This is a genomic window from Pseudosulfitobacter pseudonitzschiae (assembly GCF_002222635.1).
In the GTDB taxonomy this organism is placed as follows: domain Bacteria; phylum Pseudomonadota; class Alphaproteobacteria; order Rhodobacterales; family Rhodobacteraceae; genus Pseudosulfitobacter; species Pseudosulfitobacter pseudonitzschiae_A.
This window is the reverse complement of sequence record NZ_CP022415.1, coordinates 3,448,108-3,463,613: the sequence shown is the minus strand read 5'-3', so window position 1 is coordinate 3,463,613 and position 15,506 is coordinate 3,448,108. Positions and strand designations below refer to the sequence as shown.

The window sequence follows — 15,506 nt, the reverse complement described above, 5'->3', positions numbered from 1 at the left end:
TCCCTTCCCTGACCTTTTGGCCGAATTTAATGGCCCAAATCCCTGCCGGACCCTATATCGGACAACGACGGTAACACAATTCCCGAAAGGAACCGATGATGGCACTCTCTCAAGGTGATACTCTGCCCGACGCAACACTGGTGCAAATGGGCGCCGAAGGCCCCGCACCCGTTAGCCTGTCCGACAAAACCAAAGGCCGCAAAGTCGTGATTTTTGCTGTCCCGGGCGCGTTTACCCCCACATGCCATTCGGCCCACGTTCCGTCGTTTATCCGCACCAAGGACCAGTTCAACGCCAAAGGTGTGGACGAGATCATTTGCGTGTCGGTCAACGACCCTTTTGTGATGAAGGCATGGGGCGAAGCCACTGGCGCAACAGCCGCAGGCATCACCATGTTGTCGGATGCAGGCAGCGAGTTTACCACAGCCATCGGTATGAATTTTGACGCCCCGCCCGCAGGGTTGATGGCCCGCTCCAAGCGTTACGCGATGCTTGTGGACGACGGCAAGGTGACCCTGTTCCAAGCCGAAGAAAACCCCGGAGTTTGCGATGTATCCGGCGGCGAAGGTCTGCTGGACAGCATGTAACTCCGGCCTTGGCCAGAGATAACGGAAACGCAAAAGGCCCCCGATTCCGAGGGCCTTTTTCATGACGTGCCTGCAGGGATTACTCTGCTGCGGCCTGATAGATGGTGCGCGTGGGGAACGGAATATCCACGCCCTTGGCATCCAACGCTTCCTTGACCTTGCGGGTCATATCGTTGGTGAACGCAAAGTAGTCTGACGCGTCGCACCAAACGCGCACGCGGAAATCAACCGAGCTGTCGCCCAAATTGCTAACCTGAATAAACGGCTCCGGCTGCGCATGCGCGCGCGGATCGGCCATGATGGTCTCGCGGATCGTGTCCTCGGCATCTTTCAGATTGGCACCATAGCCCACGCCGAAATACCACTCGGCGCGCCGCGTGGGATAGACCGAATAGTTTTCGATCACGTTGCCCCAGACTTCCTTGTTGGGAATGATGACTTGGGTGTTCGACAGGCTGGCCAGTTCAGTAAAATTCAGCGTGACATCTTTGACGGTGCCCATCTGCCCCGCCACATCGACAAAATCACCGATTTTGAGAGGGCGGAACATGATCAGCATAACACCCGCCGCCACGTTCGACAGCGTGCCCTGCAAAGCCAGACCAATTGCCAGACCCGCCGCACCGACAGCCGCCACAATTGACGTGGTCTGGATGCCAAAGGTGTTCAGCACGATCAGTATCGTAAAACCGATGACGATATACTGCACGATCGAGCCGAGAAAATTGAACAACGTGTCGTCCAACTGCGGATGCGAGGTGCCAATCCTGCGCACACGGCTGCCCAGCCACGCGGCGATGATCCAGCCCATGACAACGATCAGAACGGCCCCAACGACCGAACCGGCCATCGATGCCAGCATGTTCAGTGTCAGAAAATCGGCAACAGTATTGCCAGCAAAAAGCTCGATATTCATTAAATCTTGAAACATATCTTATCCCGCAAGGCTGTCCATTTTACGCGCCAGCTTTACGTCCAGCGTGCTCAGACCGTCGACATCATGTGTCGTCAGGACGACATTGACGGTGTTGTAGGTGTTATCCCATTCGGGATGGTGATTCCACTTTTCGGCCCAGAACGCAGCGCGTGTCATCCAGCCAAAGGCATCTGCGAAATCGCCGAACTTGAATGTCTTGCGAATGGCATCGCGGTCGTCGACCATATCCCAGCCGGTTTCTTTCAATGGTGCAAGCAATGTCTTGCGTGTCTCGTTGCTTAATCTTTCAGTCATTCCTGTTCCTCGATTTGAACTTTCTTGAACGGGCCATAATCCGTCAGCACCTCTATTTCCTCGGCTACGGCCTCGCCTTCAGCCTTAAGATAGGACGCGATCGCGTCAGAGAAACCCGGATCGCCAACCCAATGCAGCGAATGGGTTGGCGTCGGCAAATAGCCCCGCGCCAGTTTGTGTTCGCCCTGCGCGCCTGCTTCGACCGTGTCCAGTCCTTGGGCAATGGCGATGTCGATGGCCTGATAGTAACACAATTCGAAATGCAAGCAGGGGTGATGCTCTGAACAGCCCCAATAACGGCCATAAAGCGCATGAGCGCCGACGAAATTCATCGCACCGGCCACATATGCCCCGTCGCGCCATGCCAGAACCAGATAGATGTCATCACGCAGGTGCGCCTGCGCCTGATTGAAAAAATCCCGCGTCAGATAGGGCGTACCCCATTTGCGTGCACCAGTGTCCTGATAAAACTCCCAGAATGCATCCCAATGGTGCGGCTGGATCGCTTCACCCGTCAGCACCTCGATCTCGCCACCAAAGGCCTGTGCCTGCGCGCGTTCCTTGCGGATGTTCTTGCGTTTGCGGCTGGACAGGCTGGCCAGAAAACCGTCGAAGTCGGCATAGTTGTCATTGTGCCAGTGAAACTGCTGCGTGGTCCGGCGCATCAGGCCCATCTGGACGCCCAACTCCGCCTCGGCTTCGGTACAAAAGGTGGCGTGCAGGGTCGAGATGCCGTTGTTCTCGGCAAGTTGCACCGCCCCTTGCACCAATGCGGCAAAGCCTGCCTCGGCAAAATCGGGATGCACCAGAAACCGCCGCCCCGTGGCAGGCGTGTGGGGCACCGCGATCTGAAGTTTCGGGTAATAGCGCCCGCCCGCCCGCTCGTAGGCGTGGGCCCAGTTGTGGTCAAAGATATACTCGCCCTGACTGTGCGATTTGACGTACATCGGCGCACAGCCAATGACCTGACCTTCCATCGACGCTACAAGATATTGCGGATGCCATCCAGTACCGACGCCAACCGAGCGGCTGTCTTCCAGTGCGCGCAAAAAACGGTAAGTCGTGAACGGATCGTTGGGCGGCGCGCCGCCTGCGGCCTCGGGGCAGGCACAGGTGTCCCACGCCACAGAATCGATTTGTGCCAATGCTGGCACAATCTTGATCTCTACCTCTTGCCCGCTCATGTCCGCCTGCCTCTTATCGTACCGGCCTTGGTGGTGCTGTTGCCCGCGTTTCTATGTGTGGCTCCGCCGTTCGGGATCAACCTTTCAAGGGCGGCAGATATTGCTCAAAGGTCACATTCTGCGCGACACGGCGTGCTTCTGCCTCGGCCTCGGGTGTGCGAATGGTCCAGCAAAGCACGTCTGCCCCTGCTGCCTTCAGCGCGGCAACGCGAGGCCGGTCCAGGTCTTGCGCCTCATGACTGATGAAACAGGCCCCGACACGGTCATAATCCGGAATCTCGCGCAAACGGTCCCGTACCTGCGCGCTCAGCGGCCAATCCTCGGCGGTATAGGCGCTGGTGACCAGCCCGCGCGGCACCTTGGGCAACACCTCGGCCAGCCGCGCCACGGAATGCGGGTTGAACGACATCACCGCCAGCGGCCCATTGTAATCGCCCAACACCTCGGCCGCCGCATCCTCCAGATGGCCCACATTCGGGCCCATAGCCCCGTCCTGATCCTTGAACTCGACCAGCAGCGGCACGCGGCCTGCGACAATCTCCAGCACTTCGGTCAGATCGGGAATGCCCTCGGTCGAACCGCGCAGCACCGTCCGGCACAGCGTTGCGGCATCGTACTGACGCAATGCCCCGCTGCCCTCGGCCAAACGGTCCAGCGCATAATCGTGAAACACCATCGCGCGGCCATCAGCGCTCAGTTGCAAATCAATCTCGATGCCATAGCCATGCGCGATCGCCGCGCGGATTGCCGCGCGGCTGTTCTCGGGTCGACCATCGGCCACATCGTGCAAAGCCCGATGCGCCAGCGGCACATCCAGAAATCCTTGCGGCAGTGTCATGGTCATTTGATCTGGAAAATGCCTTCGATCTCGACCGCAACGCCCAATGGCAATGAAGCCGCCGACACTGCAGAGCGCGAGTGCCGTCCAGCCTCGCCCAACGCTTCAACCAAAAAGTCGGACGCGCCGTTCACCACTTTGGGCTGCTCGGTAAAGTCCACGGTCGAGTTTACGAAAGCGGTCAGTTTGACCACCCGCACCAGACGGTCGATGTTGCCATCACAGGCCGCTTTGACTTGCGCCAACAGGCTGATCGCACAGGTCCGCGCCGCAGCAGCCCCCGCAGCAACATCCATATCCGCACCCAGCTTGCCGGTGATAAAGCCGTCAGGGCCATTGGAAATCTGACCCGACACATAAACCAAATCGCCGATCTGAACGAACGGCACATAATTCGCCGCAGGTGCGGGCGCATTCGGCAATTCCACACCCATTTCGGCCAGTTTCTTTGCAAAGCTCATCGCGTTCTCCAATGCTGAATGTCAGCCGCGACGCTAGTCCCTCGCCAGCAAAAGCAAAAGACCCAATGCTTCATCTTGCCCGATAAACTCCGGGGGACGGCGCGCAGCGACGGGGGGCTGGCCCCCTTTGCCCCATCAGCTTTCGCGGAACGCCCGTTTGAAATAGTCGGAAAAGGGTTTGACCAGATAGGCCAGCGGCGTACGGTCTGCGGTGCGAATAAACACCTCGACCGGCATACCGGGGATCAGCACCTCGCCTATTTTCAGCTTGCTCTGCTCGCCGAGGTTCAGCGCAATTTCGGCGCGGTAAAAGCTGCGCCTCTGCGCCTCGTCCTCGAATGCATCCGCCGAGATCAGATCAACCTGCCCCACCAGTTCGGGCGTGTTGCGCTGGTCAAGCGCGCTGAGACGCAGGTTCACCTGCTGGCCGACGTGAACCTCGTCGATGTGAATCGGAGCCACCTGCGCCACGATCACCAATGGCCTGTCCTGCGGGATCAGGTAAAGCACCGGATCAGCGCCACGAATAACAGATCGGGGGGTTTGCACCCGCATCGCATAAACGATGCCCGACACTGGCGCGCGGATTTGTTGTTTTTCGATGTCCGCTCGCAGCGATGCGCGCTGTTCCACCAGTTCCAGTTCGCGATAACGCAGATCGCGCAGCTGTGTGATTGCCTCTTCACGCCGTCCAGCGCTCAGTTTCAGCACTTCAAGGTCAATTTCGGTGATCCGCCCTTCGGCCTGTGCCTTGCTGGCGGCCAGTTCGCCCAACTGCCCTTCAAGGCTGGCCTGTTGGCGTTGCAGCGCCAGAACCCGTGTAGCCTGTGCCAGACCTTTTTCCAGCAAAGCCTGTTGGTTGGTCAATTCTTCTTCGATAAAGCCCAGTTGCAGTGCCAGCGCCTTGTCCTGTGCCTCGACGCCGTCGATCTGGCTTTGGATCTGGCCCTGACGTTTTTGTAGCTGCTCGGACTCGCCTGCGACACTGTCGCGGCGGGCAAAGAACAGGTTGCGCTGGCCGCTGATCAACTCTTGCAGATCGGAGTTTTCCGCACCAGCTTGCTTCAACTCTTCCTCGAACACCACCCTATCGGTCTGGTCGCGCTCGGCCTCAAGCCGTCCGCGACGGGCCATCAGTTCGTAAAGCTGGCCTTCGATGATCGCCAGTTGCGATTTCATCTGCCGGTCGTCCAGCGCCAGCAGCAGATCCCCCGCTTTGACGGTGTCACCTTCTTTCACTGCAATCTCGGACACAACCCCACCCGTGGGGTGCTGTACGATCTGGCGGTTGCGATCAACCTCGATACGCCCCGAGGCGATGATCGCGCCCGCGATATTGCTTTGCGTCGCCCAGAACGCAAAGCCGCCGAACAGCACGATCAGGCCGAACAGGCCAAACAGAACGGGTCCCCGTGCGCTCCATGCCTTTTCGGTTGCGTCAATCATGAGATACCCCACGCGCGGCGCGGCGCCTGCGTGATTTGTCGATGGTTCTGTACGTTCGATTTCAGCACATCGTCCTTGGGGCCAAAGGCCACGCGCGCGCCCTGATCGAGGATCAACAACATTTCGCATTCCGCAATCGCCGAAGGCCGGTGCGCCATGATCATGACCGATCGCCCGTCCGCCTTCATTGCACGGATCGCACGGTTCAATGCCTCGGTGCCGTCATTGTCGAGATTCGAGTTCGGCTCGTCCAGCACCATGATCACCGGATCGGCATAAAGCGCGCGGGCCAAACCGATACGCTGGATCTGACCGCCCGAAAGGCGCTGCTGGCCTGCGTTGATGCGGGTGTCATAACCTTCGGGAAATTCGAGGATCATTTCGTGCGCCTCCGCCTTTTTCGCGGCCTCGACAACGGCGACATCGTCTGGCTTTTCGGCCAGACGAGCGATGTTTTCGGCAATGGTGCCATCAAACAGCTGCACCCGTTGCGGAAGATAGCCGATATGCTGCCCCAGAACGTCCGGTTCGTATTGGTCCAGTGCTGCACTGTCGAGCCGGATCGACCCGCCAGCAGGGCGCCACACGCCAGTGATACAGCGTGCCAGCGTCGATTTACCGGCACCCGATGGCCCGATCACGCCCAGTGCTTCGCCCGGTTTCAGCTCGAAATTCAAGCCCCGCAGCGACGCCTGCTTTTCACCCGGCGGCACCACTGTCAGCGATTTTGCAACCAGCCGCGCCTTGGGCCGCGGCAAGGCTGTGCGCGATTGTTCAGGTCGTACCGTGCCCAAAAGTTCGGCCAGATTGTCCCACCCTTTGGAAGCGCGCTGCACCAGCGGCCACTGGTTCAGCATCATTTCAATCGGCGCAAGCGCACGACCCAACAGGATCGATCCTGCGATCATCGCTCCTGCAGTCATTTCGTTCTGCAGCACCAGATAGGCCCCAAGGCCCAGCATCGCGCTTTGCAAGAACAGTCGCAGCATTTTGGTCAGCGACGTGAACGTACCACCCACATCTGTCGCTGAAATTTGTTCTTTCAACGCACAGCTTCGTATTTTGGACCAACGGGTGAACGCCGCGTCGCGCATTCCCATTGCCTGAACCATTTCAGCCTCGATACGAAGCTGATCTGACATGGAACCGGCCTGTTGGTCCGCAATCCCCGCGCGCAATTGCGGTTCGCGCGACAGCCACTGGTTCAGAAAGGCAATCAGGATCAACAGAACCCCGCCACCCACCGCCAGCCAGCCCAGCATCGGATGGAACATAAAGATTCCCGCCAAAAAGATCGGCGTCCAAGGCAAGTCGAAAAAGGCAATCAGCACCGGCGAGGTCATAAACCGTTGGACGGCTTCCAGATCGGCCAGACCGGATTGCGTTTGCAGGTCAGGCGCCACAGCCGATTTGCGCACCACGGCGTCGAACACACGACGATCCAACCGCGTCTGAAAACGCGCCCCCACGCGCGCCATGATCCGGCTGCGGGTATAGTCGAGAATTCCCATCACGCCGTAAAGGAACAAAACCAGCAACGACAAGGCGATAAGCGTCTCTTCGGACCGGCTGCCCAGCACGCGATCATAGACCGACAACATATACAGCGGGCCCGTCAACATCAGCAGGTTGGCAAACAGGCTGAACACGCCTACCAACCAGTAAAGGTTGCGAGTTTCTGCACGGGCGCGCCGCAATTCGGCTGCTCCCATTTTCTGAACGCGATTTTGCATCGGCACCTTTTCGCCTGCTATACGGCGACTGCTATGCCCTCTCAGGCTGAAAAATTTTATGGTCGCTGCGGCGGAAGTGCCACAGAGATATAATTCGCACGTTACCCATCTGGGCAATAGCAGTGAAAGCATTAGGTAAGTTCTAAGATTTTGAAACGGAGACCGCCATTGTCAGTTTATCACTTCAAGCACCGCGGGGCGCGTCTGCCGATCATGATACTGGCTTTGGCCCTTGTCAGCGCTTGTGCAGCGCCTGACCAAAATGCCGTATCGCGCGACGGCATCTATGACCCCAACGAAGCTGGCAATCGCAAGGTTCACGCCTTTAACCGCAAGCTGGACCAAGCGGTCTTGCGACCGGCCGGACGGGGGTATTCAAACGCGGTTCCCGACGAGCTTGAAGACACTGTTGGCAACTTTGCCACCAACCTGGCCCAACCCAGCGTTGTCGTAAATTCGCTATTACAAGGTGATTTTCGCGGCGCTGGCCTGTCGACCGTGCGGTTTCTGACCAACACGGTTCTGGGATTCGGCGGACTGGTGGATGCTGCGACCGAATTTGACGTGCCGCAACACAACACCGATTTCGGCGAAACGCTGTATGTCTGGGGCGTTGCCGAAGGCCCCTATGTGGAAATGCCCGTAGCAGGCCCCGCAACCCGCCGAGATGCTGTAGGGCGTATTGTCGACCTGTTCACCAACCCGCTGACCTATCGTTTGCCCAACCCTGAAAAATATTATGCCACCGGCGCTAAGCTGGCGTCGCGACTGGGCGATCGCGGCCGGTACTCTGACACGGTCGATTCGATCCTGTACGAAAGCGCCGACAGCTACGCCCAAGCCCGTCTAATCTACCTTCAGAACCGGCGGTTTGAACTGGGATACAGCGTCGGGACAGGCGGTGCCGAAGGCGACGATCCTTACTCTGATGACCCGTACTCTGACATTTACGAGGACCCCTATGCTCAATAACCTGACACGACGCACGTTCCTTGCTGCTTCTGGTGGCGCCCTTGTGGCCGGTCCCGTCTGGGCCCTGAACGAAGCGCAGGCGCGCGCGCTGGTTGACAAGCTTGTGGCCGAAATCAACCGTGTGATTGCTTCGGGCAAATCCGAAAACGCGATGATCCGTGACTTTGAAAAAATCTTTGCAACGTACGGCGATGTGCCAATCATGGCGCAATACGCTCTTGGCGTGGACGGACGCAGCGCCTCTGCCGCGCAAAAGCGCAAGTTTGGCGACGTGTTCGCGGGCTATATCTCTCGCAAATACGGGAAGCGGTTCCACGAGTTCATCGGGGGCCGGATCGAAGTGAAATCGGCCCGACAGATCAAGGCAGGATACGAAATCAAAACCACCGCTTACCTGCGCGGCGAGGCTCCCTTCGAGGTGACATTCCTTGTCTCGGACAAGTCGGGCCGCAATCTGTTCTTCAATATGTTCATCGAAGGCGTGAACATGCTGCTGACAGAACGCACCGAAATCGGCGCGCTGCTGGACCGTAACGGTGGCAACATCGACAAGATGATCTCAGACCTCAGCCGCATGGGTTGACGGACTGGAGACGGCAGCGCTCTTCGCGGGGCGCTACCGTTCTCCTCCGTTGATCTTCGGCTGTTGCCGGCCAGAGGAATTCCCACCCCCGCCACCAAGAATATCGCGCAGCAGGTTATTAATGATGCCCTCGGTCGTCGTGGCACGCGGTTGTGCAACTGGCGCATCGACGACGTGCTGCGGCTGGCGCGGTCCGTCCATTGGCAATGGCGTCAGCGGCAATCCCTCGTGTACGCGCATCATCACTTCACGCCAGATTTCAGCAGGCAACCCGCCGCCGGTCACACCGGTTAGCGGCGTGTTGTCGTCGTATCCCATCCAGACACCCGCCACATAGTCACCGGTAAAGCCGATAAACCATGCATCACGCGCCGCCTGCGTTGTGCCGGTTTTACCTGCAATCTCGCGCCCGCCAAACTGTGCACGCGCGCCGGTGCCTTCGCTGACGACTTTTTCCATCATCCAGACCAGTTGCCGCGCGGCGTCTTGCTGGATCACCCGCTCGCCAATGCCACCGCCGGTGCCCATCAGGGGTTCTTCGTCGCCCAGCAGCCGCAGTTCGATCAGACCGTAAGGCGTGACCGACGAACCGCCGTTCAGAAACCCCGCATAGGCGCCCGTCATCTCGATCAGCGTGCTTTCCGATGCACCCAGCGCCAGTGCAGGCCCAGCCGCCAGATCGCTGTCGATGCCAAAGCCGCTGGCTACGGTTCGCACGTTCTCACGGCCAACGCTTTCGGACACTTTAACAGCCGGAATGTTCAGCGATTCTTCCAGCGCCTTGGCCAGTGTTACCGTGCCCAAAAAGCGATTGGTGTAGTTATTGGGCGACCACGAACCGGAACCCGGAATGTTTATTGTCAACGGCGCGTCTTCGATGAGGTCCAAAGGCGATGCGCCCAGGTCCAGTGCAGTGGCATAAACGAAGGGTTTGAATGCCGATCCGGTCTGGCGCAATGCTTGGGTGGCACGGTTGAACGCGCCCGCCACCTGATTGTCGCGCCCACCAACCATCGCGCGCACGGCCCCCTCTGCATCCATCACGACGATGGCCGCTTGGGCTTTGGACCCTTCACGTACCTTGTTCTCAAAGACCCATTTGAGCCCCTCTTCGGCGGCGCGTTGAATACGTTGATCAAGCGTGGTCCGAATGATCACATCTTCTGTTGTTTTGCGTGTGAAAAATTCGGGGCCCGAAGACATCACCCAATCGGCGAAGTACCCGCCCGCGCGGGCGGCGGCAGCCTGGCTAAGCACGGCCGGATTGGCCTGTGCTTGCGCTGCCTCTGCGCTGGTCAGATAGTTCTGTTCGTTCATCAGCCGGATGATTGTCGCCGCACGGTTCTGCGACCGCGCCAGATCGTTGGTGGGCGCAAACCGCGTTGGTGCGACCAGCAAACCTGCCAGCATCGCAGCCTCGGCAGGGTCTACAGTGGCCGCAGATTTTCCAAAATAGCGCAGACTTGCAGCCTCAAAGCCACGTGCGCCAGCACCCAAAAACGCACGGTTCATATAGATCGTCAGGATGTCGTCCTTGGAATATTTGGCCTCCATCGCCAGCGCATAAACCGCTTCGAAAATCTTGCGCTGCAATGTTCCACGTCGGCAATCCTGTTCGTACTGCGTTTCTGTCTGACCTGTTGCAGGGTCATAGGGCGTGCCCAGACACAACAGTTTCGCAACTTGCTGGGTGATGGTCGAACCGCCATGCCCGTCCAGTGGTCCGCGCCCTTCGCGCAGGTTGATCCGCACGGCGCTGGCAATGCCGCGCGGGCTGACACCGATATGTTTATAGAATCGCCGGTCCTCGGTCGCGATAATCGCGTTCTTGAGGTGGGGCGACACGGTTTGCGCAGTCACGACGCCCCCGAACTGGTCGCCGCGCCATGCAAAGGTGTTGCCCTGATAATCTTTCATGGTCACCGACCCGCGTGCGCGACCGTCCAGCAACTCTTCGAGATCGGGCAAGGTCGTGGCGGTATAGCCGACCCACAGGCCCAGAACCAAAACAGCCACCAGCGTTCCGCGCCATGTCACGGCCCAGATCAGACGGGTGAAAAATCGCAAGATACGCAGAAGAAACCCAATAATCCCGCCGCGCCGTGGCGGGATGGGTTTGCGCCGTTTAACCGGACGCTTGCGCGTTGTGGTCGTTTTCTTCCTGGAAGTGGAGGAAGACCGTTTGTCTGCCACCAAAGGACGCTTGCCGCGTGTCGAATTGCTCATCTAGACCCCTGCTCGGCCTTGTTTGTTTCCAGCACAATACCTGTCTGCGCCGCGAGATACACGGGGAACTGTTCGCTATCCTTCATCATTTTTTCGATGAAATTTTAGGCATATTCGCAAGTTTGCGCATTTTTTGCGCACAAACCTATCGCAACCGCCTCATAAATGCGCGCCTGATCTTCCCCAACGGCCCGTCATTCCATCTGTTGCCAACAGGAAAACGGCCAAAAAAGATGGCCATCGACAAGGGGAAAATGCGTGAAACTGATCATAGCAACGATCAAACCATTCAAGCTGGAGGATGTCCGTCAGGCTCTGACCGAAGCTGGCGTCCGCGGCATGATGGTGACCGAGATCAAGGGCTTTGGCTCTCAATCCGGCCATACAGAAATTTATCGTGGCGCCGAGTACGCCGTGAACTTCGTTCCGAAAATCAAACTGGAAATCGTGGTCGATGCCGCCACCGCCGATCAGGTGGTCGAGACGATCAAGAAAACCGCGCACACCGGCAAAATCGGTGACGGCAAGATTTTCGTGCTCGACGTCGAACAGGCCGTGCGTGTGCGCACCGGCGAAACCAATCACGACGCGCTTTAACGCGACCGCAACCGGGGACATTCCAACAATGAAACGTACCACAACTCTTACGCTCGCAGCTGCCGCGTCGATCGCGCTGCTGCCGACGCTGGGCTTTGCCCAGGACGAAGGCCCGACGGCTGGCGTGAACGCGTCGACCGATATGGTCTTTATCATGAACTCGCTGCTGTTCCTTGTGGGCGGCTTTCTGGTGTTCTTCATGGCGGCAGGCTTTGCCATGCTCGAAGGCGGCCTCGTCCGTTCGAAGAACGTCACCATGCAGATGACAAAGAACATTTCGCTCTTCTCGCTCGCGTCGATCTTCTACTACCTGATCGGCTACAACCTGATGTACCCGCTGGGCACCTGGTCCATCGATGGCATCCTGTCCGGCGTCTGGGGCCCCGGCGTTCTTGAAGCGGTTGGCGTCACTGCCGATGCAGCCGATGACTATTCTTATGCCTCTACCGGTTCCGACTTTTTCTTTCAGTTGATGTTCTGTGCGGCGACCGCGTCGATCGTTTCAGGCGCATTGGCTGAGCGCATCAAACTGTGGCCCTTCCTTGCCTTTACCATTGCCTTGACCGCCGTGATCTATCCGATCCAGGCGTCGTGGAAATGGGGCGGTGGCTTCCTGGACGCGATGGGCTTCCTCGATTTCGCCGGTTCGACTGTTGTGCACTCGGTCGGTGGCTGGGCTGCTTTGGTCGGCGCGCTGATCCTTGGTCCGCGTATCGGCAAGTATAAAGACGGCCGCACTATCCCGATTCCCGGTTCGAACCTGACTCTGGCAACACTGGGTACGTTCATCCTGTGGCTGGGCTGGTTCGGTTTCAACGGTGGCTCGCAGCTGGCGATGGGCACCGTGGGCGACGTGGCTGATGTCAGCCGCATCTTCGCGAACACCAACACGGCTGCTGCTGGTGGCGCGATTGCTGCGCTGATCCTGACGCAGATCCTGTACAAGAAACCTGACCTGACAATGGTGCTGAACGGCGCGCTTGCCGGTCTGGTGTCGATCACAGCCGAGCCGCTGACCCCGTCGCTGGGCGCTGCAACTCTGATCGGTGCAGTGGGCGGTGTGATCGTGGTCTTTGCGGTTCCGTTTCTGGATAAACTGAAGATCGACGACGTTGTCGGCGCGATCCCGGTTCACCTGTTCTGCGGTATCTGGGGCACCATCGCGGTTGTATTCACCAACGGTGACGCTTCGCTGGCAACGCAGCTGTATTCGATCATTGTGGTGGGTCTGTTCACCGCGATCGCATCCGGTATCGTCTGGTTCATCCTAAAGGCAACCATGGGCATCCGCGTCTCCGAAGAGGATGAGATCAACGGTCTGGATATGTCCGAAATGGGCATGGAAGCCTATCCCGAGTTCTCCAAGGGCTGAGGTCTCCTTCCTCCCGCTATCAGCCATGAGACAACAAGCCGGGCGCAGCAATGCGCCCGGCTTGTTCATGTTTGGAACAAGGTGATGCAGGCAGCAAAAAGGGCGACCCCGAAAGGGCCGCCCAATCACGCTGGTCCCGTCAAACGCGGGTCCGTCAGATACCCGCATCAATGATCGCGCGCGCCAACACCGGCACGGTTTCGGAATTCAGGCCTGCGATGTTCATGCGGCTGTCACCCACCATGTAAATGCCGTGATCAGCCCGCAGCTTTTCGACCAGCTCGGGCGTGGTCCCCAGACGCGAGAACATGCCACGATGAAGGGCCAGAAAATCAAACCGGTCCGAGTTTGAAAGACGTTTCAGTTCTGCGGCCAGCTGTTCACGCAGGCCCAGCATACCCAGACGCACATCTTCCAGCTCGGCCTGCCAATCGGCGCGTAGGGCGTCGTCAGTCAGAATCATGGTCACCAGCCGTGCCCCATGATCGGGCGGAAAGCTGAAGTTCTGGCGGTTGAGGTAGGCAAGCGTACCCTGATTCAACGCCTCTGCCCCAGCATCCGCAGCCACAACCATCAAAATGCCTGTGCGTTCGCGGTAAATCCCAAAGTTTTTTGAACAACTGGCCGCAATCAAACATTCCGGAACAGCCGCAGCTACTGCGCGGGTTCCGGCAGCGTCCGCGTCCAGTCCGTCGCCAAAGCCCTGATAGGCAATGTCGATCATCGGTATGGCACCGGTTTCTTGCAAGACTTTGATAACTTCGGCCCACTGCTCCATCGTCAGGTTGGCGCCTGTCGGGTTGTGGCAGCAACCATGCAGCAGAACCACGTCGCCCTTGGTCGCGGTTTTGAGGTCTTCGATCATGCCGTCGAAGGCCACACTGCGGGTTTCGCTGTCGAAATAGCGGTATGGCACCATTTCGATGCCCAGATACTGCAAAATCGAAATGTGGTTGGGCCAGGTCGGGTCAGACACGAACACGCGCGCCTGCGGGTTGGCCATCTGGACCATCTCAAAGGCCTGACGCACAGCTCCCGTGCCGCCGGGCGTCGCCGCCGCCGCCACGGTATTGCGCGGCACAGCATCGGCCAGAACCAATTTGATCATCGCATCCGAAAACGCAGGATCGCCCGTCAGACCGGTGTAGGACTTGCTGTCCTGCTCTTGCCACAGCTTGTGCTCGGCGGCCTTGACCGCGCGCATCACGGGCGTCAGCCCCGAGGCGTCTTTGTAAACACCCACACCAAGGTCGATCTTGGTGCTGCGCGGGTCTTCTTTGTATTGAGCCATCAGCGACAGGATCTTGTCGGGTGCCTGCGGCTTGAGAGTTTCGAACATCATGCGTCTCCGGTTGCGACGGGTACGGTGGGGAACATTCCCCACTCGGCCCAGGATCCATCGTAAAGCGACCATGTATCAACGCCGATCCGCTCCAGCGCCAGCGCCAGAACCGATGCGGTGATACCCGAACCGCAGGTGGTGATCAGCGGGCAAGACAGATCAACGCCTGCCGCCTCGAACACTGCGCGGCAGTCGGCGGGGGATTTGAGAGTGTTGTCATCGTTCAGCAGCAAATCGAACGGTACATTGCGCGATCCGGGAATGTGCCCCCCCCGCAACCCTTCGCGCGGCTCAGGCGCTTCGCCACGGAAACGGGCTGCGCTGCGGGCGTCGATGACCTGCGCATCCCCCAGTTTAGAGGCCTGCGACACCTGCGTGACGTCGCGCACCAGATGATTCTGAAAGCGCACGGTCAGGTGACGGTCTTTGACAACGGGAGGCAAATCCTCGATTGCGCGCCCCTCGGCCTGCCATTTGGGGAAACCGCCGTCCAGAACGGCGACATTCTCGTGGCCCATCAGCCGGAACAACCACCACACACGGGGGGCGGACATGACACCGGCACCGTCATAGACCACAACCTGATGGCCGTCGCCCACGCCCATCGCGCGCATCCGCGACATGAATTTTTCAACGGGGGGCGCCATATGCGGCAGATCCGACCGCGCGTCGGAAATCTCGTCAATGTCAAAGAACCGCGCGCCGGGGATGTGGGCCGCATCGTATTCGGCCTTGGGGTTGCGGTTGGCATCGGGCAAGTACCACGACCCATCCAGAATACGCAGATCGGGGTCTTTGATATGTTTGGCCAGCCACTCGGTCGAGACAAGCGTTTTGGGATCATCGGACATGGGTGGCCTCCGTGCGTGAATAAACGTGTTTTCCCTACCCTTGCAGGGACGCCTTCGCAAGATAGATCGCCTTCGCCGCCTTG

Annotated in this window: 15 protein-coding genes; 5 read left to right on the top strand and 10 right to left on the bottom strand. The window is 58.8% G+C overall.

Annotated features, from left to right (window positions below; translation table 11 throughout):
- Positions 1-98: 98 nt before the first annotated feature.
- Positions 99-587, top strand: coding sequence for a peroxiredoxin (locus SULPSESMR1_RS17010; protein WP_089421946.1), 489 nt, complete (start codon positions 99-101; stop codon positions 585-587).
- A 79-nt stretch (positions 588-666) separates the two neighbouring features.
- Here the strand turns inward: SULPSESMR1_RS17010 and SULPSESMR1_RS17005 are convergent, their stop codons facing one another.
- From SULPSESMR1_RS17005 to SULPSESMR1_RS16975, 7 genes are all read right to left on the bottom strand, one after another.
- The gene (locus SULPSESMR1_RS17005; protein WP_089421945.1) at positions 667-1,518 is read right to left on the bottom strand and encodes a mechanosensitive ion channel family protein; all 852 of its coding nucleotides are present in this window, start codon (positions 1,516-1,518) and stop codon (positions 667-669) included.
- A gap of 3 nt (positions 1,519-1,521) precedes the next feature.
- Positions 1,522-1,818 (bottom strand): 4a-hydroxytetrahydrobiopterin dehydratase, encoded by a 297-nt coding sequence (locus SULPSESMR1_RS17000; protein WP_089421944.1) that lies wholly within the window; start codon positions 1,816-1,818, stop codon positions 1,522-1,524.
- Positions 1,815-3,002: a GNAT family N-acetyltransferase gene (locus tag SULPSESMR1_RS16995; protein ID WP_089421943.1), complete on the bottom strand. Its 1,188-nt coding sequence runs from the start codon at positions 3,000-3,002 to the stop codon at positions 1,815-1,817. Before SULPSESMR1_RS16995 ends, SULPSESMR1_RS17000 begins: the two co-directional genes overlap by 4 nt.
- Positions 3,003-3,078: 76 nt before the next feature.
- A complete protein-coding gene (locus SULPSESMR1_RS16990) occupies positions 3,079-3,840 on the bottom strand; it encodes a glycerophosphodiester phosphodiesterase family protein (RefSeq protein WP_089421942.1) in 762 nt (253 codons plus the stop codon).
- Positions 3,841-3,842: 2 nt separating this feature from the next.
- A complete protein-coding gene (locus SULPSESMR1_RS16985; RefSeq protein WP_089421941.1) occupies positions 3,843-4,301 on the bottom strand; it encodes a RidA family protein in 459 nt (152 codons plus the stop codon).
- Between the two features lie 135 nt (positions 4,302-4,436).
- Positions 4,437-5,747 (bottom strand): HlyD family type I secretion periplasmic adaptor subunit, encoded by a 1,311-nt coding sequence (locus SULPSESMR1_RS16980; RefSeq protein WP_089421940.1) that lies wholly within the window; start codon positions 5,745-5,747, stop codon positions 4,437-4,439.
- Entirely contained in the window at positions 5,744-7,480 is a 1,737-nt protein-coding gene (locus SULPSESMR1_RS16975; protein ID WP_089421939.1) for a type I secretion system permease/ATPase, read from the bottom strand. Before SULPSESMR1_RS16975 ends, SULPSESMR1_RS16980 begins: the two co-directional genes overlap by 4 nt.
- Positions 7,481-7,648: 168 nt before the next feature.
- Between SULPSESMR1_RS16975 and SULPSESMR1_RS16970 the strand changes: the two genes are divergently transcribed.
- Together SULPSESMR1_RS16970 and SULPSESMR1_RS16965 are read left to right on the top strand one after the other, a co-directional pair.
- Positions 7,649-8,452: an MlaA family lipoprotein gene (locus SULPSESMR1_RS16970; RefSeq protein ID WP_240311414.1), complete on the top strand. Its 804-nt coding sequence runs from the start codon at positions 7,649-7,651 to the stop codon at positions 8,450-8,452.
- Entirely contained in the window at positions 8,442-9,035 is a 594-nt protein-coding gene (locus SULPSESMR1_RS16965; RefSeq protein ID WP_089421938.1) for an MlaC/ttg2D family ABC transporter substrate-binding protein, read from the top strand. Before SULPSESMR1_RS16970 ends, SULPSESMR1_RS16965 begins: the two co-directional genes overlap by 11 nt.
- A gap of 33 nt (positions 9,036-9,068) precedes the next feature.
- On the opposite strand, the gene SULPSESMR1_RS16960 is transcribed toward SULPSESMR1_RS16965, so the two are convergent.
- Positions 9,069-11,261 carry a transglycosylase domain-containing protein gene (locus SULPSESMR1_RS16960; protein WP_198362818.1) on the bottom strand — a complete coding sequence of 731 codons (2,193 nt, stop codon included), beginning with the start codon at positions 11,259-11,261 and terminating at the stop codon, positions 9,069-9,071.
- A gap of 258 nt (positions 11,262-11,519) precedes the next feature.
- Between SULPSESMR1_RS16960 and SULPSESMR1_RS16955 the strand changes: the two genes are divergently transcribed.
- On the top strand, positions 11,520-11,858 hold the full coding sequence (locus SULPSESMR1_RS16955; RefSeq protein WP_089421937.1) for a P-II family nitrogen regulator: 339 nt from the start codon (positions 11,520-11,522) through the stop codon (positions 11,856-11,858).
- 28 nt (positions 11,859-11,886) lie between these two features.
- Positions 11,887-13,230, top strand: a complete 1,344-nt coding sequence (locus tag SULPSESMR1_RS16950; protein ID WP_089421936.1) for an ammonium transporter — start codon at positions 11,887-11,889, stop codon at positions 13,228-13,230.
- 154 nt (positions 13,231-13,384) lie between these two features.
- Here the strand turns inward: SULPSESMR1_RS16950 and SULPSESMR1_RS16945 are convergent, their stop codons facing one another.
- Positions 13,385-14,569, bottom strand: coding sequence for an aromatic amino acid transaminase (locus SULPSESMR1_RS16945; RefSeq protein WP_089421935.1), 1,185 nt, complete (start codon positions 14,567-14,569; stop codon positions 13,385-13,387).
- Positions 14,569-15,423 (bottom strand): 3-mercaptopyruvate sulfurtransferase, encoded by an 855-nt coding sequence (gene sseA, locus SULPSESMR1_RS16940; protein ID WP_089421934.1) that lies wholly within the window; start codon positions 15,421-15,423, stop codon positions 14,569-14,571. Before sseA ends, SULPSESMR1_RS16945 begins: the two co-directional genes overlap by 1 nt.
- Positions 15,424-15,506: the final 83 nt, after the last annotated feature.